The organism is Salinibacterium sp. 10G20-15, from assembly GCF_057365065.1.
The window spans coordinates 1,973,627-1,992,708 of sequence record NZ_CP195118.1; the positions used below are offsets into that span (position 1 = coordinate 1,973,627).

General features: G+C 63.3%; 18 protein-coding genes. 11 read left to right on the forward strand and 7 right to left on the reverse strand.

From position 1 onward, the window contains the following. The first annotated feature begins 27 nt into the window (after window positions 1-27). Genes cofE through ACR3YK_RS09530 form a run of 5 tightly spaced genes read left to right on the forward strand, consistent with a single transcriptional unit; the run spans window position 28 to window position 5,849 of the window. A complete protein-coding gene (gene cofE, locus ACR3YK_RS09510; protein ID WP_486174648.1) occupies window positions 28-816 on the forward strand; it encodes a coenzyme F420-0:L-glutamate ligase in 789 nt (262 codons plus the stop codon). Window positions 817-854: 38 nt separating this feature from the next. After that, window positions 855-1,214, forward strand: coding sequence for a PLD nuclease N-terminal domain-containing protein (locus ACR3YK_RS09515; protein ID WP_486174649.1), 360 nt, complete (start codon window positions 855-857; stop codon window positions 1,212-1,214). Between the two features lie 26 nt (window positions 1,215-1,240). Further along, the gene (locus tag ACR3YK_RS09520) at window positions 1,241-2,236 is read left to right on the forward strand and encodes an AAA family ATPase (RefSeq protein WP_486174650.1); all 996 of its coding nucleotides are present in this window, start codon (window positions 1,241-1,243) and stop codon (window positions 2,234-2,236) included. Window positions 2,237-2,245: 9 nt separating this feature from the next. Further along, a complete protein-coding gene (locus tag ACR3YK_RS09525; RefSeq protein WP_486174651.1) occupies window positions 2,246-3,616 on the forward strand; it encodes a DUF58 domain-containing protein in 1,371 nt (456 codons plus the stop codon). Continuing rightward, complete coding sequence (locus ACR3YK_RS09530; protein ID WP_486174652.1) at window positions 3,603-5,849, forward strand: transglutaminase TgpA family protein; 2,247 nt, start codon at window positions 3,603-3,605, stop codon at window positions 5,847-5,849. The genes ACR3YK_RS09525 and ACR3YK_RS09530 overlap by 14 nt, the downstream gene beginning before the upstream one ends. Window positions 5,850-5,856: 7 nt before the next feature. Here the strand turns inward: ACR3YK_RS09530 and ACR3YK_RS09535 are convergent, their stop codons facing one another. From ACR3YK_RS09535 to ACR3YK_RS09545, 3 genes are read right to left on the reverse strand one after another with little or no spacing between them, the layout of a single operon-like run. Then, on the reverse strand, window positions 5,857-6,702 hold the full coding sequence (locus tag ACR3YK_RS09535) for an ABC transporter ATP-binding protein (RefSeq protein WP_486174653.1): 846 nt from the start codon (window positions 6,700-6,702) through the stop codon (window positions 5,857-5,859). Then, window positions 6,699-7,709, reverse strand: coding sequence for a putative F420-0 ABC transporter permease subunit (locus ACR3YK_RS09540; RefSeq protein WP_486174654.1), 1,011 nt, complete (start codon window positions 7,707-7,709; stop codon window positions 6,699-6,701). The genes ACR3YK_RS09535 and ACR3YK_RS09540 overlap by 4 nt, the downstream gene beginning before the upstream one ends. After that, entirely contained in the window at window positions 7,702-8,733 is a 1,032-nt protein-coding gene (locus tag ACR3YK_RS09545) for a putative F420-0 ABC transporter substrate-binding protein (protein WP_486174655.1), read from the reverse strand. The genes ACR3YK_RS09540 and ACR3YK_RS09545 overlap by 8 nt, the downstream gene beginning before the upstream one ends. A gap of 266 nt (window positions 8,734-8,999) precedes the next feature. Here ACR3YK_RS09545 and ACR3YK_RS09550 point away from each other — a divergent pair, with 266 nt between their 5' ends. The 4 genes from ACR3YK_RS09550 to mutM are packed head-to-tail and all read left to right on the forward strand — an operon-like array spanning window position 9,000 to window position 11,441. Next, the gene (locus ACR3YK_RS09550) at window positions 9,000-9,587 is read left to right on the forward strand and encodes a YceD family protein (protein WP_486174656.1); all 588 of its coding nucleotides are present in this window, start codon (window positions 9,000-9,002) and stop codon (window positions 9,585-9,587) included. 2 nt (window positions 9,588-9,589) lie between these two features. Further along, window positions 9,590-9,793 carry a 50S ribosomal protein L32 gene (gene rpmF / locus ACR3YK_RS09555; RefSeq protein ID WP_100388572.1) on the forward strand — a complete coding sequence of 68 codons (204 nt, stop codon included), beginning with the start codon at window positions 9,590-9,592 and terminating at the stop codon, window positions 9,791-9,793. A 32-nt stretch (window positions 9,794-9,825) separates the two neighbouring features. Then, window positions 9,826-10,521, forward strand: a complete 696-nt coding sequence (gene rnc, locus ACR3YK_RS09560; protein WP_486174657.1) for a ribonuclease III — start codon at window positions 9,826-9,828, stop codon at window positions 10,519-10,521. A gap of 5 nt (window positions 10,522-10,526) precedes the next feature. Continuing rightward, entirely contained in the window at window positions 10,527-11,441 is a 915-nt protein-coding gene (gene mutM, locus ACR3YK_RS09565; RefSeq protein WP_486174658.1) for a bifunctional DNA-formamidopyrimidine glycosylase/DNA-(apurinic or apyrimidinic site) lyase, read from the forward strand. Here the strand turns inward: mutM and ACR3YK_RS09570 are convergent. Both ACR3YK_RS09570 and ACR3YK_RS09575 read right to left on the reverse strand, forming a co-directional pair. Next, window positions 11,425-11,895, reverse strand: a complete 471-nt coding sequence (locus tag ACR3YK_RS09570; protein ID WP_486174659.1) for a hypothetical protein — start codon at window positions 11,893-11,895, stop codon at window positions 11,425-11,427. The two genes, mutM and ACR3YK_RS09570, sit on opposite strands and share 17 nt — an antisense overlap. 98 nt (window positions 11,896-11,993) lie before the next feature. Further along, entirely contained in the window at window positions 11,994-13,064 is a 1,071-nt protein-coding gene (locus tag ACR3YK_RS09575) for a GNAT family N-acetyltransferase (protein WP_486174660.1), read from the reverse strand. 243 nt (window positions 13,065-13,307) lie between these two features. Between ACR3YK_RS09575 and smc the strand changes: the two genes are divergently transcribed. Beyond that, entirely contained in the window at window positions 13,308-16,997 is a 3,690-nt protein-coding gene (smc, locus tag ACR3YK_RS09580; protein WP_486174661.1) for a chromosome segregation protein SMC, read from the forward strand. On the opposite strand, the gene ACR3YK_RS09585 is transcribed toward smc, so the two are convergent. Next, window positions 16,994-17,557, reverse strand: coding sequence for a histidine phosphatase family protein (locus tag ACR3YK_RS09585; RefSeq protein WP_486174662.1), 564 nt, complete (start codon window positions 17,555-17,557; stop codon window positions 16,994-16,996). The two genes, smc and ACR3YK_RS09585, sit on opposite strands and share 4 nt — an antisense overlap. A 55-nt stretch (window positions 17,558-17,612) precedes the next feature. Between ACR3YK_RS09585 and ftsY the strand changes: the two genes are divergently transcribed. Beyond that, window positions 17,613-18,482: a signal recognition particle-docking protein FtsY gene (gene ftsY, locus ACR3YK_RS09590; RefSeq protein ID WP_486174663.1), complete on the forward strand. Its 870-nt coding sequence runs from the start codon at window positions 17,613-17,615 to the stop codon at window positions 18,480-18,482. Between the two features lie 36 nt (window positions 18,483-18,518). Here ftsY and ACR3YK_RS09595 read toward each other — a convergent pair whose 3' ends face one another. Next, entirely contained in the window at window positions 18,519-19,040 is a 522-nt protein-coding gene (locus ACR3YK_RS09595) for a gamma carbonic anhydrase family protein (protein ID WP_486174664.1), read from the reverse strand. Window positions 19,041-19,082 lie beyond the last annotated feature (42 nt).

Consider the following 19,082-nt stretch of genomic DNA (forward strand, 5'->3'; position numbering starts at 1 on the left):
ATGATGCCCCAGACTAGAAGCGTGAGAATGAGCGCCTGGGCCGTGCCCGGCATCCCCGAAATAGTGTCCGGAGACGATCTCGTCGAAGTGATTGCGGACGCCCTGGTGGCAGAGTCTGGCGATGTCAGTGCGGGCGGACTGCTTGATGGCGACATCCTCACCGTGACCTCCAAGATTGTGAGCAAGGCCGAGGGCCGCTCGGTCGAAGCGGCAGATCGCGAACAAGCGATTACCGATGAAACCGTGCGCATCGTCGCGTCGCGCGAGCACCCCAATGGCGTGACGCGCATCGTCGAGAACCGACTCGGTCTCGTGATGGCAGCGGCCGGTGTTGATTCCAGCAACACTCCCGACGGCATTGTTCTGCTTTTGCCGCTCGACCCCGACGCGACCGCGCGCACGCTGTGTGCTGGTCTGCGGCAGCGGTTCGGCGTGACTATCGGCCTCGTGATTACCGACACCGTGGGGCGGCCGTGGCGCAAGGGGCAGGCCGACATCGCTATCGGCGCCGCCGGCATTCACGTGCTTGATGATCTGCGAGGAACCGCGGATGCTTCGGGCCGCCCGCTCGCGGTGAGCGTCACGGCACTCGCCGACGAAGTTGCCGCCGCGACGGATTTGGTCAAGGGCAAGGCCGGGGGATTACCCGTTGCGGTGCTGCGCGGACTCGGCAGCCACGTCGCTGATCTCGATGCTCCCGGCGCCCGGTCTCTTGTGCGCAGCGGCCCCGAAGACATGTTTAGTCTCGGCACGAAAGAGGCGTGGATGGCAGGCTTCGCTGAAGCTCACGATGAGAGTACCCTCAAAGAGGAATAATACTCGACTGTCGGTGATTTTGCCTCTACGATAATGGGATGGGGCTTCTCATTTCGTTCGCGTACTTCGCGCTACTGATCGCTGTTCTGATCGACGTCATCCTGATTGATGAATCTCGCATCAAGAATCTAGGCAAGATCACATGGTTGTTTATCGTGATCATCATGCCCTTCATCGGCAGCATTTTGTGGTTCGCGATTGGTCGCGAATACAACTCGGCTGCACCAACTTTCTCGTCGTTTGGCGCACCCGAACGTCGTGCAGACCTCGCAACGAACAACACCAGCTCAACAGAAGCCGAGCTCGCTAAGCTCGACGCCGAGATCGAATATTTCGAGCGCCAAGAGAAGATCCGGTCCCTCGAAGAAGAGCTTCGCAAGCGAAAGCAATTGCCGTAGTGCACGACGGGTGTAAGACTCACTCCATGGATGTCCCTAGCTCCGGGTCTCTACCCGATGACGTGTTCCACGATCGCTGTGATGCGATTATTCGCAGTGTGTCAACGGTGATCGACGGTAAGACCGAAGCAGTGCGACTGGCGCTCACGGTGCTTCTTGCCGAGGGACATTTGCTCATCGAAGATGTTCCCGGCGTCGGCAAGACGATGCTGGCGCGGGCACTGGCCCGCACGGTCGACAGCACGGTCTCTCGCGTGCAATTCACTCCCGATTTGCTGCCCGCCGACATCACCGGTGTCTCGGTCTACAACCAGAACACTCGCGAGTTCGAGTTCAAGAAGGGTCCCGTTTTCGCGAACATCCTCATCGGCGATGAGATCAACCGCGCGAGCCCCAAGACTCAATCTGCATTGCTCGAGTGCATGGCGGAATCCAGCGTGACGGTCGACGGTGCCACCTACACCTTGGAATCACCGTTCATCGTGGTCGCGACGCAGAACCCCATCGAGATGGAGGGCACCTACCCGCTGCCCGAAGCCCAGCGCGACCGATTTATGGCCCGTATTTCGATGGGCTACCCGGATGCCGCCGCCGAGCTCGAGATGCTGCGTTCGCGTGAGCTGTCGAGTCCACTCGATGCGCTCACTCCCGTCGTCTCCGTTGACCAGTTGCGCGAGCTCATCGCGACGGTGCGCCGCGTCTTCGTGAGCACGGCGGTTGAGGAGTATGCGGTGGCGATTGCGCAGGCGACGCGGCGTGACCCCGAAGTGCGGTTGGGAGCGAGTCCGCGAGCCACGCTTCACCTGGTCCGGGCCGCGAAGGCACGCGCCGCGATCGATGGCCGAGACTTCGTCTTGCCCGATGACATCGACGCGCTTGCCGTGACGGTGCTGGCACACCGGATGATTCCGGCGCGGCATTCGGCTCAGGCATCCACTGTTCTCACGGGGCATTCGATCGCTGATGTGATCGAGCGCATCGTCGCGGAAACACCGGTTCCGGTCACCGCTGCGGCGTCCTAGTCGGCCCTGATGCCTCGCCTTCGTCCGTTCCGAGCTCTCTGCGTTGCGCTGCGCGTGGTGCGGCTCACCAACCGCGGCAGCGCCTTCGTGGCGCTCGGCGGGCTAGGGCTTGTGGCGGGCTACGCGGCAGGTATGCCGATTCTGTTATATGCCGGATGCTTCGCCCTGGCCCTGCCGCTGATGGCGGGGGTGCTCGTGCGTTCTCGAGAAACTTCGCTGGCCCTCACGCGTCAGTTCGCTTTCCCGGTCGTGGAGGCCGGCACTACAAGCCTGGTCACGTTACGGGTCGATAATTATGCGCGCACGGGTCTTCGCGGGGTGCACTGGGCTGATGGTCTGCCCTGGCAGCCGTGGGCGACAGCAAGTGGCTGGTTGCCGCCGCTGTCAGCTCGAGTGGGCGGGCTCAATCAGCGCAGTGCCGCACAACTCACGTACTCGCTTACCCCGCGCGATCGCGGCATCTTTGAGATCGGCCCGCTCTTGCTGCAGAGCATTGACCCGCTGGCGTTGGCTCATGGCACCTGGAGCGTCGGCGGTGTCACTGAACTGACCGTCACGCCGCGAGTCGTCACGTTGACCCAGTCGGCATTGCTCGCTCAGTCGGGGGACGGTGAAGCTCGGGTGCTTCAGCGACGGTCGGCCGGTGACGACGATGATGCGATGACGCGGGAGTACCGCCGCGGCGATGCGATGCGCCGGGTGCACTGGCGAGCATCCGCCCGCCACGGCAGCCTCATGGTGCGCCAAGAGGAGCAGCACAGTTACCCCGAGGCCCGCATCATCGTGGATACCCGATTGGCGGGATACCCGGATGCTGGCCGTAACGAATCCGTGGGCCTCTCGAGCGGTGCGATCACCGCAGCCGCTCGCAGCCCGCGTTTCGAGTGGATCGTCAGTATGCTCGCCTCTGCCGCCGTTCAACTCAAGCGCGAAGGCTTTCTCGTCGAGGTCATCGAAACGGGTCCCTCCCAGCTGGCGGAGGCGTCGATCGTGCACCGGCGGGCTGCTGAGGAACACGAGTTCCTGACCCGCCTCGCTACGTTCGGACCCGTCGAAAGCGCGCCGGGCTGGTGGGGTGAACCGGTGCCGAGCACGAGCGCGGGAGGCCCCGTGCTGGCGCTCGTCGCGCATCCTGAGCCTGAAACGGTGGCGTACTTGCGACGTCAGGCGCTTGCCGGCGTCCTTGCTGTGGCATTTGTGGTGGAGTCGTCGTCGAGCTTCGGAGATTTCGCGCGCACGGGTGACCCGGCGCGGCAGCCTGTTGCTGATGAACTGCGCGATGCCGGGTGGAAGGTCATTGCGGTGCAGTCGTTCGATGATGTTGCCGAGGCGTGGACGCTGTTCGTTGCGGAGTCGAGGGCACACCGTGACAACAACTGAGGCGAGCCGCGCTCGTAGTTTGCGCGCTCACGAACGACGCGTGCGCATCTGGTCGCTGAGCGGCACTCTCGCTCTGGCGCTCGGGGTTGCGGCGAGCAGTCTGGGCGAAGTGCTCACCGAGGGAGCGTGGTGGTTCCCGTACATCGGCGTCGTAATCGTGGTGCTTGCCGTCGCTGCCGTGGCTCACACGCTCATTGCGCGCGCCTGGATCGGATCGCTCGTGGGGGCCGCGGCTGGGCTCGCGACCCTCACCCTGTTCTTTGCGCCCGCTACCGCAATCGTCGGCATCATCCCCACCCTCGACACCTTCGATCGCTTTGGCGCGCTGATTGCGCAAGGTCAGTCGTCAATGGAAAGTCAGCGGTTTCCGGCGGATGCCGACACCGGCATTGTCTTTCTGATTTGCCTCGGTGCGGTGGGGCTCTCGGTCGCGATGGATGCCATTGCCTTCGTGTTGCGGAGACCGGCGCTGACGGCGCTTCCCCTGCTCATCATGCTCGCCGTCCCTGCCTTTGTGCGCAGCGAGCTGCACGACGCGTTCGGCTTCGCGGTGACGGCTCTCGCCTACGCCGGCATCCTGCTCGTCGCGGGGGAGCGAACGACGGTGCGTGCCGCATGGCCAGTTGTGGCAAGCGCGCTCGTGCTGGCGCTGATTGTTCCTGTGCTCTTGCCGAGCGTTGAACCGGGGGAGTCATCGTCGAGTGCGACGGGCCTGATCTCTACCGGTGTGAACCCGATCCTCAACCTGAGTAACGATCTGCGGCGTGACTCTGCGCTGCTCGCGCTGACCTACTTCTCTGACGAGGGTGACGAGTACCTCAGAGTGGCTGCGCTCGATGAGTTCAGCGACGAAACGTGGAGTCCCTCCGAACGTGAGCTCGACGACGCAAACACCGTTGACGAGTTCGCTCCCGCCCAGGGGCTCTCTGATGAGGTGCCTCGAACCGAAAACGTCATGCAGATTCAGATCCAGCGGTTGCGGGGAAAGCTACTGCCGGTACCGTACGCCGCCACCAGCATCACGGATGCCGGGCGCGGGTGGGTGTGGGAGCCCGAGGGCCTAACGGTGGCCAGTTCGTTCGCGAACTCCAAAGACGCGAACTACGAAGTGTCGTACATCACGCCAGCGCCGACGATCGAGCAGTTGGAAGCGGCACCGACCGAATTGCCGGAGGGATTCGAAAAGTATCTGGCGCTGCCGGAGTCGTTGCCGGCTGTCGTGGCCGAAACTGCTCAACAAGTGGCGGGGGCCGAAGCGACGCGCTTCGACCAAGCCTTAGCCCTTCAAAAATTCTTCCGCAACGGCGATTTCACGTACTCCGAAGAGGCACCCGTCGCCGAGGATTACGACGGTTCGGGCGCCGAAGTACTCGGCGAATTCCTCTCCGCCCAGAGCGGCTACTGCGTGCACTTCGCCTCGGCAATGGCGGCCATGGCTCGCAGCCTCGACATCCCTGCCCGCGTGGTCGTCGGCTTTACCCCGGGTCAGCGACAGGTGAACTCAGAGACGGATGAGGTGCGCTACGCCGTCACGACCGACAACCTGCATTCGTGGCCGGAGCTTTATTTCCCGACCGTCGGTTGGGTGCGGTTCGAGCCGACAACCTCCGTCGGCAGTACACCGCGCTTCGCGCAAAGCGTGAACGACGATCCGAGCACTCCGGATGTCGATGAGTCGAAGCCTGAACCCACCGCCACTCCCACCGCGAGCGCAACTCCGGGAGCTCGCCCCGACGTGCCGCGTGATGACATCCCTGACAACTCGACGCCGGGCGAGACTCAGATTTCACCGTGGTGGTTGCTGCTGCTGACCATTCCGTTCTTGCTGGCGATTCCCGCCCTCGTGCGGGCCGTTCGTCGCGGTCTGCGACTACGTGCGGTTGGTCGCGGAAACGTGGCTCTGGCGTGGCGAGAGATTTGCGATAGCGCCGCCGATCTTGGGGTGGCCGTCTCCCGCAACTCCACTCCGCGCCAACAGCACGAGCAGCTCGCAGCTCAGCTCGGCCTCGTCACCTCGGGCGCCGATTCAACAAGCTCGCCGAGTTCGTCGACCTCGCCGCCTTCTGCTCTGGCCGCCGTGCTTGCCGCCGTGGAGGCATCCGCCTTCAGTCCGCACCCGAAACCCGTGCGCCGAGAAGCCGTGACCAGCGTGCTGGCCTCGCTGCGGTCATCCGCCGGCTGGAGGGCCCGGATCGCGGCGACTCTCGCGCCCCGCACGGCATTCGACCGCTAGTCAGCGACTACGCCGGGCTGAAACCGATCACAGGCTTGCCCGTAACGGGATTGCGCAGGATGGATGCCGTAACGCCATACACCTCGGCGATCAGTTGTTCGGTCAGCACAGTTTCAGTCGCCCCCGCCGCCACCACGCGACCATGGGACAGCACAATGATGTGGTCGCAGTAGCTCGCCGCGAGGGAGAGATCGTGAAGGGCAGCCAGCACGGTCACGCCGGTGCTGCGCAGGCTCGACAGCAGTTCGAGCACCGCCAGCTGGGCGGCGATGTCGAGGTGGTTGGTGGGTTCGTCGAGGGTGAGCAGCTGCGGCTGCTGGGCGAGCGCCCGGGCCAGCATCACGCGCTGCTTTTCACCGCCGGAGAGGCTCTGAAACTCGCGCTCGCGGAACGCCGTCATGTCGACCGTCTCGAGGCTCGCTGCGATGATGGCGGCAGATTCGGGGGAGTCGGCGTCCCACAGTGACTGGTGCGGCAGGCGGCCGAGCGCGACGACCATTCCCACGGTGAGGGAGGTGTCGGTGGTGGCGTCTTGCTCCACGAACGCGGCGAGGCGGGCGCGTTGGCGGCGGGGCATCCCGAGCAGATCGTGGCTGCCGAACGTGACGCTACCCGCGGCGGGAGTCTGCACGGCGGTGAGAGCACGCAGCAACGTCGATTTGCCGGCACCGTTTGGCCCGACGAGCGCACTGAGGGAGCCGCGCGCGACCGTGCAGTCGACGTCGTCGATGAGCAGGGTGCCGTCGGTGGTGACGCGGATGCGTTCGGCGACAAGGCCGCTGTCCTCGCCGAGGTTGCTGTGGTTATGGAGGCTGGCGGCGCCCCTGCTGTCGCCCACGTTGTCGTCGCTCATGTTGAGCTCTTTCGCCGCGTGAGGAGGAACGCAAAGATGGGGGCGCCGATCATCGCGGTGACGATGCCCACGGGAATCTCGCGAGGATCAAAGAGGGTGCGGGCAAGAGTGTCTGCCCAGACGAGAAAGACAGCACCGAGGAGGGCGCTGAGGGGGAGTAGAGCGCGATGGCCTGGCCCCACGAGCAGCCGCACGGCATGCGGCAGTATCAGCCCCACAAAGCCGATCGAGCCGCTCACCGACACCATGGCACCCGTAACGAGAGCGGATGCCGCCAGCAGCCCCCAGCGAGTGGCGCTGACGTTCACGCCGAGCGACGCTGCCTGCACGTCGCCAAAGGCAAAGGAGTCAAGCAGACGGCCCGTGAGCATCACGGGAATACCGATCACGATGATGGCGACCATCGTGATGCCGACGGCGGGCCAGCGCGCTCCGCTGAGCGAACCCAGCAGCCACGAGAGCACTTCGCGATACGAGTCGCCCGTGACGCTCCAGAAGATGACAAAGCTCGTGATGGCCGAGGCGAGTGCCGAGACGGCGATACCCGCCAAGACGGTGCGCGAGGGTGTGATCGCCCCCAGCGACCCCGCGAGCAGCAACGTCAGGGTGAGAGCGAGCAACGCTCCCACAAAAGCCGCGAGCGGCAGCAGCACGGCGGCGCCCAAAAGCAACACCGAGACGGCACCGAGCGCAGCGCCCGACGACAGCCCCAAGAGGTACGGATCGGCGAGTGGGTTACGCGTAATCGCCTGCATCACGGCACCGCTCAACGCCAGCCCCGCGCCCACCGCCGCAGCGGTCAGCACTCGTGGCAGTCGCAACTGCCACACAATGCCATCCCGAAGTTCGCTCAGCGGGCTCACCCCGATACCGAGATGACTCCCGATCGACCGCCACACTTCATCGAAGCGGATGTCGGCAGGGCCGATCGTCACCGCCACCGTGATCGACACCAGCAGTGCGATCGCAAGGGCGGTGCCGAGAGCGAGCGGAGAAGCTTTAGCCATCAAGCTCCGCAATCTGGGCCGACAAGCTGGCGGCGGCTTCAACACTGCGCACGCCAGCCTCGCTCGCTGCGAACGGCACCACGAGGTAACGGCCAGCTTTCACAGCACTGAGGTTAGCGGTTGCAGGGTTCGTCTCAAGAACTTCGATCTTCTTGTCTGCGGTGTTCCAGGCGGCATCCACGAGCACAATGAAGTCGGGGTCGGCGTCAACGACGGCTTCCCAGTTGAAGGGAGCCCACGTGGAGTCGATGTCGGCAGCGATGTTGGTCAGCCCGACGGTATCGAGCAACAACTGCGGTGCTCCGATGCCGGCGCCCACATACGGGGTGTCGGATCCTGACGAGAACCACAGCGCGGTGCGGGAGTCGCCATTCGCGTCGATCGCGGCCAGTTGAGCGCGTTGTTCTGCCACGATCTCGGTCGCATCCACCCGGAAGATCGACGCTACCGTCTCGATGTCGCTGAAGACGTTGTCGAAGCTCAGTTGAGCGGGCTGTTCGGCACTCTGGCACGCCGAGGGCGCAACGAAGGTGTTAATGCCCAGCGCGGTGAGGTCGGCGCGCTCGCCGGCGCCGTCTGCGCTGAAGGTCGATTCCCATCCGGCAAAGACGAGGTCGGGTTCGAGGTCGAGTACTGCTTCTTCACTCGGTACGCGCTCGGCGATCGAGGTGAGGTCGGCAGCGTCGGATGCCCACTGCTCGGGCACGGGACCGTCCTGAAAAGCGGTGCCGATGATGCGATCGCCCAGCCCGAGCGCCAGCAGCATTTCGGTGGTCGACGACTTGATCGTGATGACGCGTTCGGGGGCGGCGTCGAAACTGACGTCGAACCCACAGTTGCTGAGGTCGACGCTCTGCGCGCTGGCATCCGGGGAGGCGGTGGCCTCGGGCGTCTCGGTGGCGCAACCGCTGAGGGCGAGAGCCGACACTGCGAGAACGGCCGCACTGCGAACGACGGTTGCGCGAGTGCTCGTGCGGTGATTGTCGGGGCGAGTAGCGAAAAGGGAACGGCTAAGAGTGGACATGGGGCCTTTCGAGAAACGGCGAAGGGTGGCGCGAGAGTGCACCACGAAAACGAAAAAGTGTTTCAAGAAGACCGGAAGCCCAATCCTGGGCAAACCAACCACGCCATACCAAGCGCACGGGTCTGTCGCACCAGTCTAGAGAAGCGCGGATGCTCGTGCCTACACCGACCCGCGCACCCGCCGGTGCTCATCCGCGGGTCAGGAGACTGAGGGATCGTTGACCGGGGGGCGACAGCAGGGCCGTCCCGGGGGTAGAATTGTCGATCGTGTCTAGAATCAGCGAGAACCCGTACGCCGTGATGGTGCGCGATCTTATTCACCGTCCCGGTGAGATGAGAGAGCACTCCATCACTGTTGTCGTACCCGAAGCCTTTGGCACTGCCGTTATTGCGGTGCCGGCGGGGTCTCAGCTGACGATCAATGGCCGTTTCGAATCGCTTCATGACGGAGTTTTAGTCGACGCTGTTGTCTCGGGACAAGCTCAAGCAGAATGCGTTAGATGCCTCATTGACGTCACGATGACTGTCCGGGTCGAGTTTCAGGAACTTTTCGCGTATTCTGAGGACGAAGCTTTTGACTACACGGTTATTGACGAGCATGTCGATTTAGAACCTGTAGTGCGGGATTCGGTAGTGTTGTCACTTCCGTTCCAGCCGGTCTGTCAGAAAGATTGTCTCGGCCTGTGCCCTGAGTGTGGGGTTCGGTTGCTCGATAATCCAGGACACGAACACGAAGCGCCCATCGATGCTCGCTGGGCAGCGTTGGCCGGCCTCCAAGATTTCACGCAAGACTCGCATGATCACAACGTGACCGATGCGGATGATTCACCTGAGACCCAAGAAGAAAAGAGTTAGTCATGGCAGTACCCAAGCGCAAGATGTCGCGGGCAAGCACCCGCATGCGCCGCGCCCAGTGGAAGGCAACGCCTACCGCTCTCGTCAAGACCGTTGAGAACGGCAAGACCGTTTACAGCCTCCCGCACCGCGCCAAGGTAGTCGAAGACTCCGCCGGCACCCCCCTGTACATGGAGTACAAGGGCCGCAAGGTCGCTGACGTTTAACTAGTCTCCACTTACTCGGGTCGAAAATAGCGATGACGGGCTCCAGCTCACCTGCTGAGCTCTCCGCTGTGCTCGGGGTCAACATTGATCCCGAGTTGCTCACGCTTGCGTTGACGCACCGTTCTTTCGCGTACGAAAACGGCGGCATCGCGCATAACGAGCGACTCGAATTTCTTGGTGATTCAATTCTTGGCCAGGCAGTAACGGTCAAGCTGTATCGCGATAACCCGGAGCTTGACGAGGGAGACCTTGCCAAGCGCCGGGCTAGTCTCGTTTCTTCTGTAGCTCTTGCCGAAATCGCGCGCCTCATTGGTCTTGGCGCGTTCATTCGCCTCGGCAAGGGAGAAGAGCAAACGGGCGGCCGTGAAAAGCCGTCCATTTTGGCAGACACCGTTGAGGCGATCATCGGTGCTGCCTATCTCGACCTCGGCGGGGACGAAGCCACAGCGCTCGTCCTCCGCCTCGTCGCCCCTCTGCTGGCTGATCCTGCACGGTTCGGCGCCGCGATGGACCCCAAGACGAGCCTTCAAGAGCTCGCCGCCCAGATCGGGCGTGGGGCTCCCGACTATCGCATCGAAGATAGCGGCCCCGATCACTCCAAGCGTTTTCACGCGAGTGTCTGCCTCGACGACGAAGTAATTGCGACAGGTATCGGCTCCAGCAAGAAGCAGGCCGAAATGGCTGCTGCGCTCGAAGCCTGGACCATCCTCCAAGCCGCAGCGAAGTAATCGGCGTGCCTGAACTTCCCGAGGTTGAGGTTGTGCGCGCAGGGCTCGAACCGGCGGTTACTGGCGCGACTGCGGCATCCGTCACCGTCTTCGACGAGCGCTCTCTGCGTCGCCATGAGGGGCCGAGTGAAGACTTTATCGACCGTCTGACCGGTCGCACGTTCCTCACCCCTCAGCGCCGCGGCAAGTTCATGTGGCTTCCGCTCGCTGATAGTGCCTACGCAGACAGCGCTGACACTCACGGCGAAGCGCTCGTCACCCATCTCGGCATGAGCGGGCAGGTGCTTCTTCGCGATCGGAGTACGGATGACCGGCTCACGCGCATCCGCATCGAACTTGATCATCCTGACCACGGCGCACTGCGCCTCAACTTTGTCGACCAACGTATTTTCGGCTCGATGGCGATCGACAGCATGCTGCCCACCGTTGATCAGCCCGCTTTCGCGGTGCCGCGCCAAGTCGCTCACATCGCGCGTGATCCGCTCGACCCCTTCTTCGACGATGCAAAGTTCTTGCGGTCGCTGAAGGCGAAGCGCACAGGAGTGAAGCGGGCGTTACTGGACCAGACTCTCATCAGCGGGGTCGGCAACATTTATGCGGATGAGGCGCTCTGGGCCGCGCGTGTGCACTACAACCAGCCCACCGAAACCCTCAGCCGCGCGAAAGCCGTGCAGTTGCTCGCGGAAGTGCGGGCGGTGTTCTCTAAGGCTCTCGCCGAAGGCGGCACGAGCTTCGACACGCAGTACCTCAACGTGAACGGCGAATCCGGCTTCTTCGCGCACTCGCTCAACGTCTACGGCCAGCAAGGTCGGGCGTGCCCGCGCTGTGGTCGCGAGGTCGTGCGCGAGAGCTTCATGAACCGGGGTTCGCACTTCTGTAAGTTCTGTCAGCGCGTTCGCGCCGCTAAGCGGTCGTCGTAAACTGAGACCCCTTGTAGGTGAATGACACGCTGTTCACCGCGTGTCGAGCGCTGACTGTGATGAAGTTGTGGTTGCCGATATTTGTCTTGGGTAGCGACCAAGGGAATTCGTGGGTCGCGCCAAGCGACTCGAAAAAGTGCGTCCCGGGCTGAAGGCGCTTGTGCGTGAGCTTGTCCGTGCCATTGTTTCCAGTGCAGGCGATTTCGATGCTTGAGATCGCTGCGGGAAGGCTATTGGTAACCAGAACGCCCCATTTCTCCCCGGCCTCTCCGTGGATTTCGGTCTTGACCCACGCGGCACTTATGCCACTTTCGATTTTGTCGTGTGCTCGGGCTTGGCTCTCTAGTCGATCTTGCCGACGCCAGACAAAGATCACAGCAGCACTGGCTGCGCTCAACGCCATGATCCAGTTGGGGATTGTTTCCGACCAGATGTACAGTGCTTCATTTTCCATGATGATATTTTATCAGGATTTTCACGTGTTCAATCCCATCCGCGAAGCCGCCGCAGCTCTCGCCGAGAGGGGTGCGTTCGCGTTAGAGCAGCCTCGCCCTACCGCAGCTCCTTCTTCCACGCCCCCTCGTACCCAATGGGCACGAATCCCACCGCTTCGTTGACCGAGAGCATGGGGCGATTCTCTTCAGCGTTGTAGGTGATGACGGCGGGATGCCCGGGCGCTACCCGTTCGAGGTGCGCCAAGTTCAGCACCTTGAGCAGATTGCCGAGGCGATGCCCGCGGTGCGCGCTGAGAACGATCGTGTTGTCTTGGAGAACTGCGCGATCGGCTTGCTCTGGCACGGTCAGTGCGGTGTACGCCACCAATTCGCCGGTCGAGACGTGTTCGATCGCGGCGTAAACGCTCGTTACGCCGCTTGCGAGTTCTCGTTCGTCGTGGTCGACGACGCGTTCGGCGGTCCAGACGTCTTCGGGAGGATCAAGCCCCGCGCTCGGTTCGTCCGTGCTCATGCGGGTGTAGAGCAGTGCAAGGTCGTCGCGCCACTTCTCTGGGCAGGGTCCAGCCCACTCGTGCACGGCGTAGTCACGACTGCACCGCTTGATCGCGTCATCCACGAGAGAGTGCAACCCGGGCACGGGCAGCGGGAGTCGGCTCACCCGCTCAACCTGCTCGAAGGTATAGCGGTGCTTCTGCAGAAAGAGCGTTCCCGCAGCATCTCGAGGAACGGCGCCGTAACCGGTGGGCGCAGCGAGGAGATCACCGTCGCTCGGCAGCGTGGGCACGTAGACGTGAACCTTGCGTTTGCCTGCATCCATCGCGATCGTTTCGAGCTCGCTCAACAGTCGGCTGCCGATTCCGCGACGCCGATAATCCGGATGCACGCTGGCGTGAATCCACGCGGTGTCGGCGTCTTCGCCCAGAGTCGTCGTGTAATCGCCGCGGCCGATGATGCGGCCCTGATCGCGGGCGACGAGCATCCGTCGTTCTTCGAAGGCGCTGGGTTGCCAGACAGCGATCTCGACGACGGGGTCGTAGGCCAGCTCCGGATACACACCGACCATGTCGTCGGTCAGATTGCGCAGGGTATTCGCGGCGGTGAAGTCGTCGGAGCCATCGCGAGCGAGCGCACGAGGAATCTCGAGGGCCGAAATATCTATCTCTGGCATGAGCGCACCAATCTGCGGGGGTAAGCGCTACGGAGGTAGCCGACCAGAATACGCCGCGACTCCGCCGCGCGCTAGAGGCGCGGCCCGTGCGCTGCCTGGAGTCACCGACGGCCGGGCGCGGTGCGACACCTGCGCGGCAGAACGGCGCAACCCCGCGCATCCGGTACCGTATAGCAAGGTTCTGGCCAGCAACGTGGTCAGAGATTTGACCAACGCTGAGACCAGCAACGACCGGGCGGTGACGTGTACCTCAAGAGTTTGACCCTCAAAGGGTTCAAGTCGTTCGCTCAACCGACCACTTTTGCGTTCGAACAGGGCGTGACGTGTGTCGTCGGCCCCAACGGTTCGGGCAAGTCGAATGTGGTGGATGCTCTGGCCTGGGTCATGGGCGAGCAGGGTGCCAAAACTTTGCGCGGCGGCAAGATGGAAGACGTCATCTTTGCCGGAACCGCCACCAAGGGTCCGCTGGGTCGTGCTGAGGTTATCCTCACGATCGATAATGCGGATGGCGCGCTGCCGATTGAGTACAGCGAAGTCACGATCAGCCGCACCCTGTTCCGCAATGGCGGCAGCGAGTACGCGATCAACGGCACCTCATGCCGTTTGCTCGACGTTCAAGAACTCCTCAGCGACTCCGGTCTGGGGCGCGAAATGCACGTCATCGTGGGTCAAGGCCAGCTGGATGCGGTGTTGCACGCCAGCCCTGAAGACCGTCGCGGTTTCATCGAAGAAGCCGCCGGCATCCTCAAACACCGTCGTCGCAAAGAGAAGACGCTGCGCAAGCTCGATGCGATGCAAGCGAACCTCACGCGTCTTTCCGACTTGGCGGGGGAGATCCGTCGTCAACTCAAGCCCCTGGGTCAGCAGGCCGAGATCGCCAAAGAGGCAGCCTCGATTGCTTCGATCGTTCGGGATGCGCGCGCTCGCCTCCTTGCCGACGAAGTCGTTGAACTGCGCTCCAGCATCAACGACTTCAGCCGCAGCGAGAGCGAACGCAAAACGCAGCGCATCGTGTTGCAAGAGCAGCTCGACCAGAACAAGTTGCGCGAAGCCCGCCTCGAACAGGCGCAGGTCGGTGACGACGTTGATGAGGCGCGTCGCGTGGCCTTCGGCCTCGAATCGGTGCAAGAGCGCCTGCGCAGTCTGTACACGCTCGCCAACCAGCGCCTCTCGCTACTCGGGCAGCAGAGCGATGCGCCCGTCTCCAACAACAGCGTCAGCCAAACCCTCGTCGACGAGGTCAATGCTGAAGCCGATCTTCTTGCCGCCGGTGTCGCGGATGCCGAGAAGGCCGTCGCCGCTGCGGCTGCTTCCACCGCCACAGCGAAGGCTGCGCTCGACTCGCTCGACGAAGAAATCGCCGCCCAGAGTGCGCTCGTGTCGCGTCACGAGCTAGAGAGCGCCGGGCTCACCGCTCGCGTTGAAGTTGCCACCTCCACTCTGACCGCAGCCCAAGGCGAGCTTGTGCGTCAGCAGCAGGCGCTCGCCGAAGCGCAGGCTCGCCGCGAGGCCGCTCAGGCCGAATTCGAAGCCCTTGAAGCCGAGGCCGGCAACTCCACGATCGAAACCGACGGCTCGCTCGACACCGCCTACGAAGCCACCGAAGCAAAGGTGTCGAGCGTTCAGGCGGAGATCGAAGCCCTGCGCGAAGCGCTCCACACCTCCGAGCGTGAGCGTGATGCCCTCGCCGCCCGCAACTCAGCGCTGTCGCTCGCGGTCGATCAGAAAGACGGTTCAAGCGCCCTCGTCGCGGCTCAGCTCTCGGGCATCCGCGGTCTCGTGGCCGAACACGTGAAGATCACGCCCGGCTACGAAGCGGCCATCGCTGCCGCTCTCGGCACGCTTGCGGATGCCGTACTCGCCGACGACCGCGATTCGGCCATTGATGCGCTGGCCGAGTCTGCTTCGCGCGATTTCGGTCGCGTTGAAGTGGTTGTGGCCAACGCCGCGAAGCAGACCGTCTCGCTCGGAACGGCGGCCGGCACCGTGCCCGCCACCGACGTCGTCACCGCCCCTGATGGTGTTCACGGTCTCCTTACTCACGTGCTCATCGCCGACGATCTCGAGGCTGCTCGCGCCGCCTACGGATCGCTGTCGAACGCCGCCGACCTGACCTTCGTCACTCGCGACGGCGACGTACTCACTCAGTTCGTGCTGCGCGGAGGCTCTGGGGCCAAGCGTTCGCGCCTCGAACTCGTTGCCGAGCGGGATGCCGCCGCCGACAAACTCGGTGTCGTCACGACCCAGATTGAGCGCACGAGTTTCGAGCTCGACGAAAAGCGCCGTGAACTCACCTCCGCCAAGGCCGATGCCGAAGCCGCTCTGGTTGCCCTGCGCGAGTACGACGCCCAGCTTGCCGCGCAATCCGAATTGCTTGGCCGCCACCGCATCCAGGCCGAAGCAGCCCAGGCCGAGTGCGACCGTCTGGCCCGCGCCGTCGACGTTGCCGAAGAAGCGGTAGCCGAGGCGACCACCGAAGTGGCTCGTGCGCAAACCGCGGCTGACAAATACCAGGCCGCTCCGCGCCCCATGCTCGATGTCTCGCAACGCGAACCGATGCTGGCCGAAGTGGATGCCGCTCGGGCGCGCGAAGTCGAACTGCGCATTGAAATGGAGACCGTCCGCGAGCGGGTGCGCGCCGAGCGTGCGCGCGCCGAACAACTCGCCGCCCAGCTCGTGCGTGAGCGCGAAGCAGCGCAAGAGCAGGCCCGGCTGGCCGTTATTCGTCAACGACAGATGGCATCCGCCACCAAGGTCGTCGAGATGTTGCCCGCGGTCCTCGATTCTGTTGATCGTTCGCTATCGGAAGCACGCGTTTCGCTGGCCTCGAAAGAAGCAGAGCGTTCAGCACAGAACGAAGAGCTTTCGGCATTGCGTCGTGAAGAGTCTGCGCTGCGTGAACGCCTCTCGGCCGTCAGCGAAAGCGTGCACGGCCTCGAGATGCAGATCTACGAGAAGAAGCTGCATCTCTCGAGCCTGCTCGAGAGATCGGGCGAAGAACTCGGTCTCGTCGAAGACGTACTCGTGGCGGAATATGGCCCCGAGGTGCCGGTTCCCGACGATCGAGTGAGCGACCCGAGCGACGAGCCTACGACGGCTGCTGGCGGCTCTCGTAGCGAAGAGTCCAGCGCCAACGCCAGCGCCAGCGCCAACGACAGCAGCGTCCGCAGTGATGACAGCATCGCTGACCGCAACGATCGCGCCACGGATGGTGACTCGGACGAGGTTGCTGAGCCCGTGGCATCCGGTCGCCCCTTTGTGCGTGCAGAGCAGGAAGCTCGACTGCAGAAGGCCGAGCGCAAGCTTGCTCGCTTGGGCCGGGTAAATCCGCTCGCGCTCGAAGAGTTCGACGCTCTTGAGCAGCGTCACAAGTTCTTGACCGAGCAGCTCACCGACCTCACGAACACGCGCAAGGACCTGCTGACAATCATCGAAGAACTCGATGACAAGATGCAGTCGATTTTCGCGAGCGCGTTCGAAGACACCAAGAACGCCTTTAACGAGGTGTTCCCTGTGCTGTTCCCTGGTGGCACCGGCAGCATCTTCCTGACGAACCCGGATGACCTTCTAACGACGGGCATCGAGGTCACGGTGAAGCCCGCCGGTAAGAAGATCGAACGACTGTCTCTGCTGAGCGGTGGTGAGCGTTCACTCGCTGCCGTTGCGCTCCTGATCGCGATCTTCAAGGCGCGCCCCAGCCCGTTCTACATCATGGATGAGGTCGAGGCTGCGCTCGATGACGCCAACCTGGGCCGCCTGCTCGCAATCTTCGAAGACCTGCGCCAAACGAGCCAGCTCATCGTCATCACGCACCAAAAGCGCACGATGGAGATTGCGGATGCTCTCTACGGCGTCAGCATGCGCGCCGACGGTATCAGCGCCGTGGTGGGCCAGCGCGTCGCAAAAGAGACCGCCTCAGCGGACGCGAGCTAGTCGACTCGCTTGAGCGGTTCGCCGTTGACGGTGTGCACGCACCAGCCGCTGTGCAGCTTCTCGATTGTCGATACTGAGCCGTTGAGAATGTGGTCGAAATCGCGTCCCGCGAGTTCACTCAGCGTGTACCGGATGATCGTGCCGTGACAGACAACGATGACCTTTTTTCCGGGGTAGTCCTGGGTCACTTCGTCCAGCGCAGCGATACCGCGTTCGACAACATCGTGCAGCGACTCAAGCCCCGGGTACACGGAGCTGTTCGGCCAACGCTCGTCGATTTCGGACTTGGTAAGGCCTTCGCCTTCGCCATAGTGGCGCTCGATGAGGAGGTCGTAGCTGCGGCCGAGCTCGAGGCCCAAGCCGTCGGCGATGATCTGGGCAGTTTCGCGCGCACGCTGCAGGGGAGAGCTGACAATGACGTCCCACTCAGAATCGCGCAGAACATCAACGGCCTCTCGCGCCTGCTGGCGACCGGTGTCGTTGAGCGGGATGTCGCTGGCACCTTGCATGCGTCCGGCAGCGTTCCAGTCAGTTTGGCCATGGCGAATCAATGAGAGCATCCAAAAAGCCTAGCGCGGTTAGGGAAGCGGCAGGCACCTGCCTTAACCTGTAGTCATGGCAGCATCCTGGTCGCTCTCGGGCGCACTCAAATCTATGTTCGCGCGCGACACGATCGACGCTGATACGTGGAACGATCTCGAAGACGCGATGATCTCGGCCGACTTCGGCCCCGACATCACCGAGTCGGTCATCGATGAGTTGCGAGCAAGTGTGGCGAAGTTCCGCACCGATGACCCCGCAGACCTGAAGCGGATGCTGCGCGAAACTCTCGAGGAGCGTCTCGCTCGTCTCGACCCGACTCTCACGCTCAGCGCCCGCCCCGCGGTCGTACTGGTTGTGGGGGTCAATGGCGTCGGAAAGACCACCACGATCGGCAAGTTTACGAAGTTTCTCGTCGGCCACGGCCGCTCAGTGGTCGTGGGGGCCGCCGACACGTTCCGCGCCGCTGCCGTTGAGCAGTTGGCGACGTGGGCCGAGCGCGGGGGAGCATCGATCGTGCGTCCGCAGCAGCAGGGCCAGGATCCGGCATCCGTCGCTTTCCAAACCGTGGAGCGCGCTCAGCGTGAGGGCATTGACATCGCCATTATCGACACCGCTGGTCGTTTGCAGACCAAGAGTGGTCTGATGGATGAGCTCGGCAAGATTCGCCGTGTCGTCGAGAAGCAGACGGAGATCGCCGAGGTGTTGCTCGTGCTCGACGCGACGACGGGCCAGAACGGTGTGGCTCAGGCTGAAGCGTTCATTCAGCACGCGGGAGTGACCGGATTGGTCATCACGAAGCTCGATGGTTCAGCGAAGGGCGGTTTCGTGCTTGCGGTTCAGGAGCGCACGGGCATCCCGATCAAACTTGTTGGGCAGGGTGAGGGCATTAACGACCTCACCGGTTTCACCCCGCACGTTTACGTGCAGGGTCTCGTCGGTTAGTTCGGGGCAGACACCTGCGAGCCGGAGGCCCGCGCGCTAGTTTCCGACTGCTTTGTGCGCGGCAGATAGCTCGAGGTAGTGGGCGGCATTTTCGCGAACGCCCGCCTTCTCTTCGTCGCTGAGTTCGCGACGAACCTTGGCGGGCACTCCGGCCACGAGCGATCCGGGCGGGATGACGGTGCCTTCGAGAACAACGGCGCCTGCTGCCACGAGTGACCCGGTTCCGATAACCGCGCCATTGAGCACGGTCGCGCTCATGCCGATGAGGCAGTCGTCTTCGATGGTGCAGCCGTGCAGCACAGCGCCGTGGCCCACGCTCACGCCGGATCCGACCGACGTGGGAATGCCCTCGTCGCAGTGCACCGTGACGTTGTCTTGCAGATTCGAACCTTCGCCGATCGTGATGGAGTCGGTATCGCCGCGCAGAACGGCGCCATAGAAGATGCTGGCGCGCTCAGCGAGCGTGACCTGCCCGATAAGGGTGGCGTTGGGCGCGACGAATGCGCTGTCGGCAACCTGGGGGGTGTGTCCGGCAAGAGTCACGATAAGAGCAGTCATGTCTCTACGCTAGCGGGTGCTGCGTGGGGGCTTTGCGTCAAC

Coding starts and splice junctions, on each gene's coding strand:
- ACR3YK_RS09575 (WP_486174660.1), bottom strand. CDS start 13,064: ATGCCAGAGATAGATATTTCGGCCCTCGAGATTCCTCGTGCGCTCGCT.
- ACR3YK_RS09545 (WP_486174655.1), bottom strand. CDS start 8,733: ATGTCCACTCTTAGCCGTTCCCTTTTCGCTACTCGCCCCGACAATCAC.
- ACR3YK_RS09595 (WP_486174664.1), bottom strand. CDS start 19,040: ATGACTGCTCTTATCGTGACTCTTGCCGGACACACCCCCCAGGTTGCC.
- ACR3YK_RS09515 (WP_486174649.1), top strand. CDS start 855: ATGGGGCTTCTCATTTCGTTCGCGTACTTCGCGCTACTGATCGCTGTT.
- cofE (WP_486174648.1), top strand. CDS start 28: ATGAGCGCCTGGGCCGTGCCCGGCATCCCCGAAATAGTGTCCGGAGAC.
- ftsY (WP_486174663.1), top strand. CDS start 17,613: ATGGCAGCATCCTGGTCGCTCTCGGGCGCACTCAAATCTATGTTCGCG.
- ACR3YK_RS09585 (WP_486174662.1), bottom strand. CDS start 17,557: ATGCTCTCATTGATTCGCCATGGCCAAACTGACTGGAACGCTGCCGGA.
- ACR3YK_RS09520 (WP_486174650.1), top strand. CDS start 1,241: ATGGATGTCCCTAGCTCCGGGTCTCTACCCGATGACGTGTTCCACGAT.
- rnc (WP_486174657.1), top strand. CDS start 9,826: ATGACGGGCTCCAGCTCACCTGCTGAGCTCTCCGCTGTGCTCGGGGTC.
- ACR3YK_RS09535 (WP_486174653.1), bottom strand. CDS start 6,702: ATGAGCGACGACAACGTGGGCGACAGCAGGGGCGCCGCCAGCCTCCAT.
- ACR3YK_RS09540 (WP_486174654.1), bottom strand. CDS start 7,709: ATGGCTAAAGCTTCTCCGCTCGCTCTCGGCACCGCCCTTGCGATCGCA.
- rpmF (WP_100388572.1), top strand. CDS start 9,590: ATGGCAGTACCCAAGCGCAAGATGTCGCGGGCAAGCACCCGCATGCGC.
- ACR3YK_RS09570 (WP_486174659.1), bottom strand. CDS start 11,895: ATGGAAAATGAAGCACTGTACATCTGGTCGGAAACAATCCCCAACTGG.
- ACR3YK_RS09525 (WP_486174651.1), top strand. CDS start 2,246: ATGCCTCGCCTTCGTCCGTTCCGAGCTCTCTGCGTTGCGCTGCGCGTG.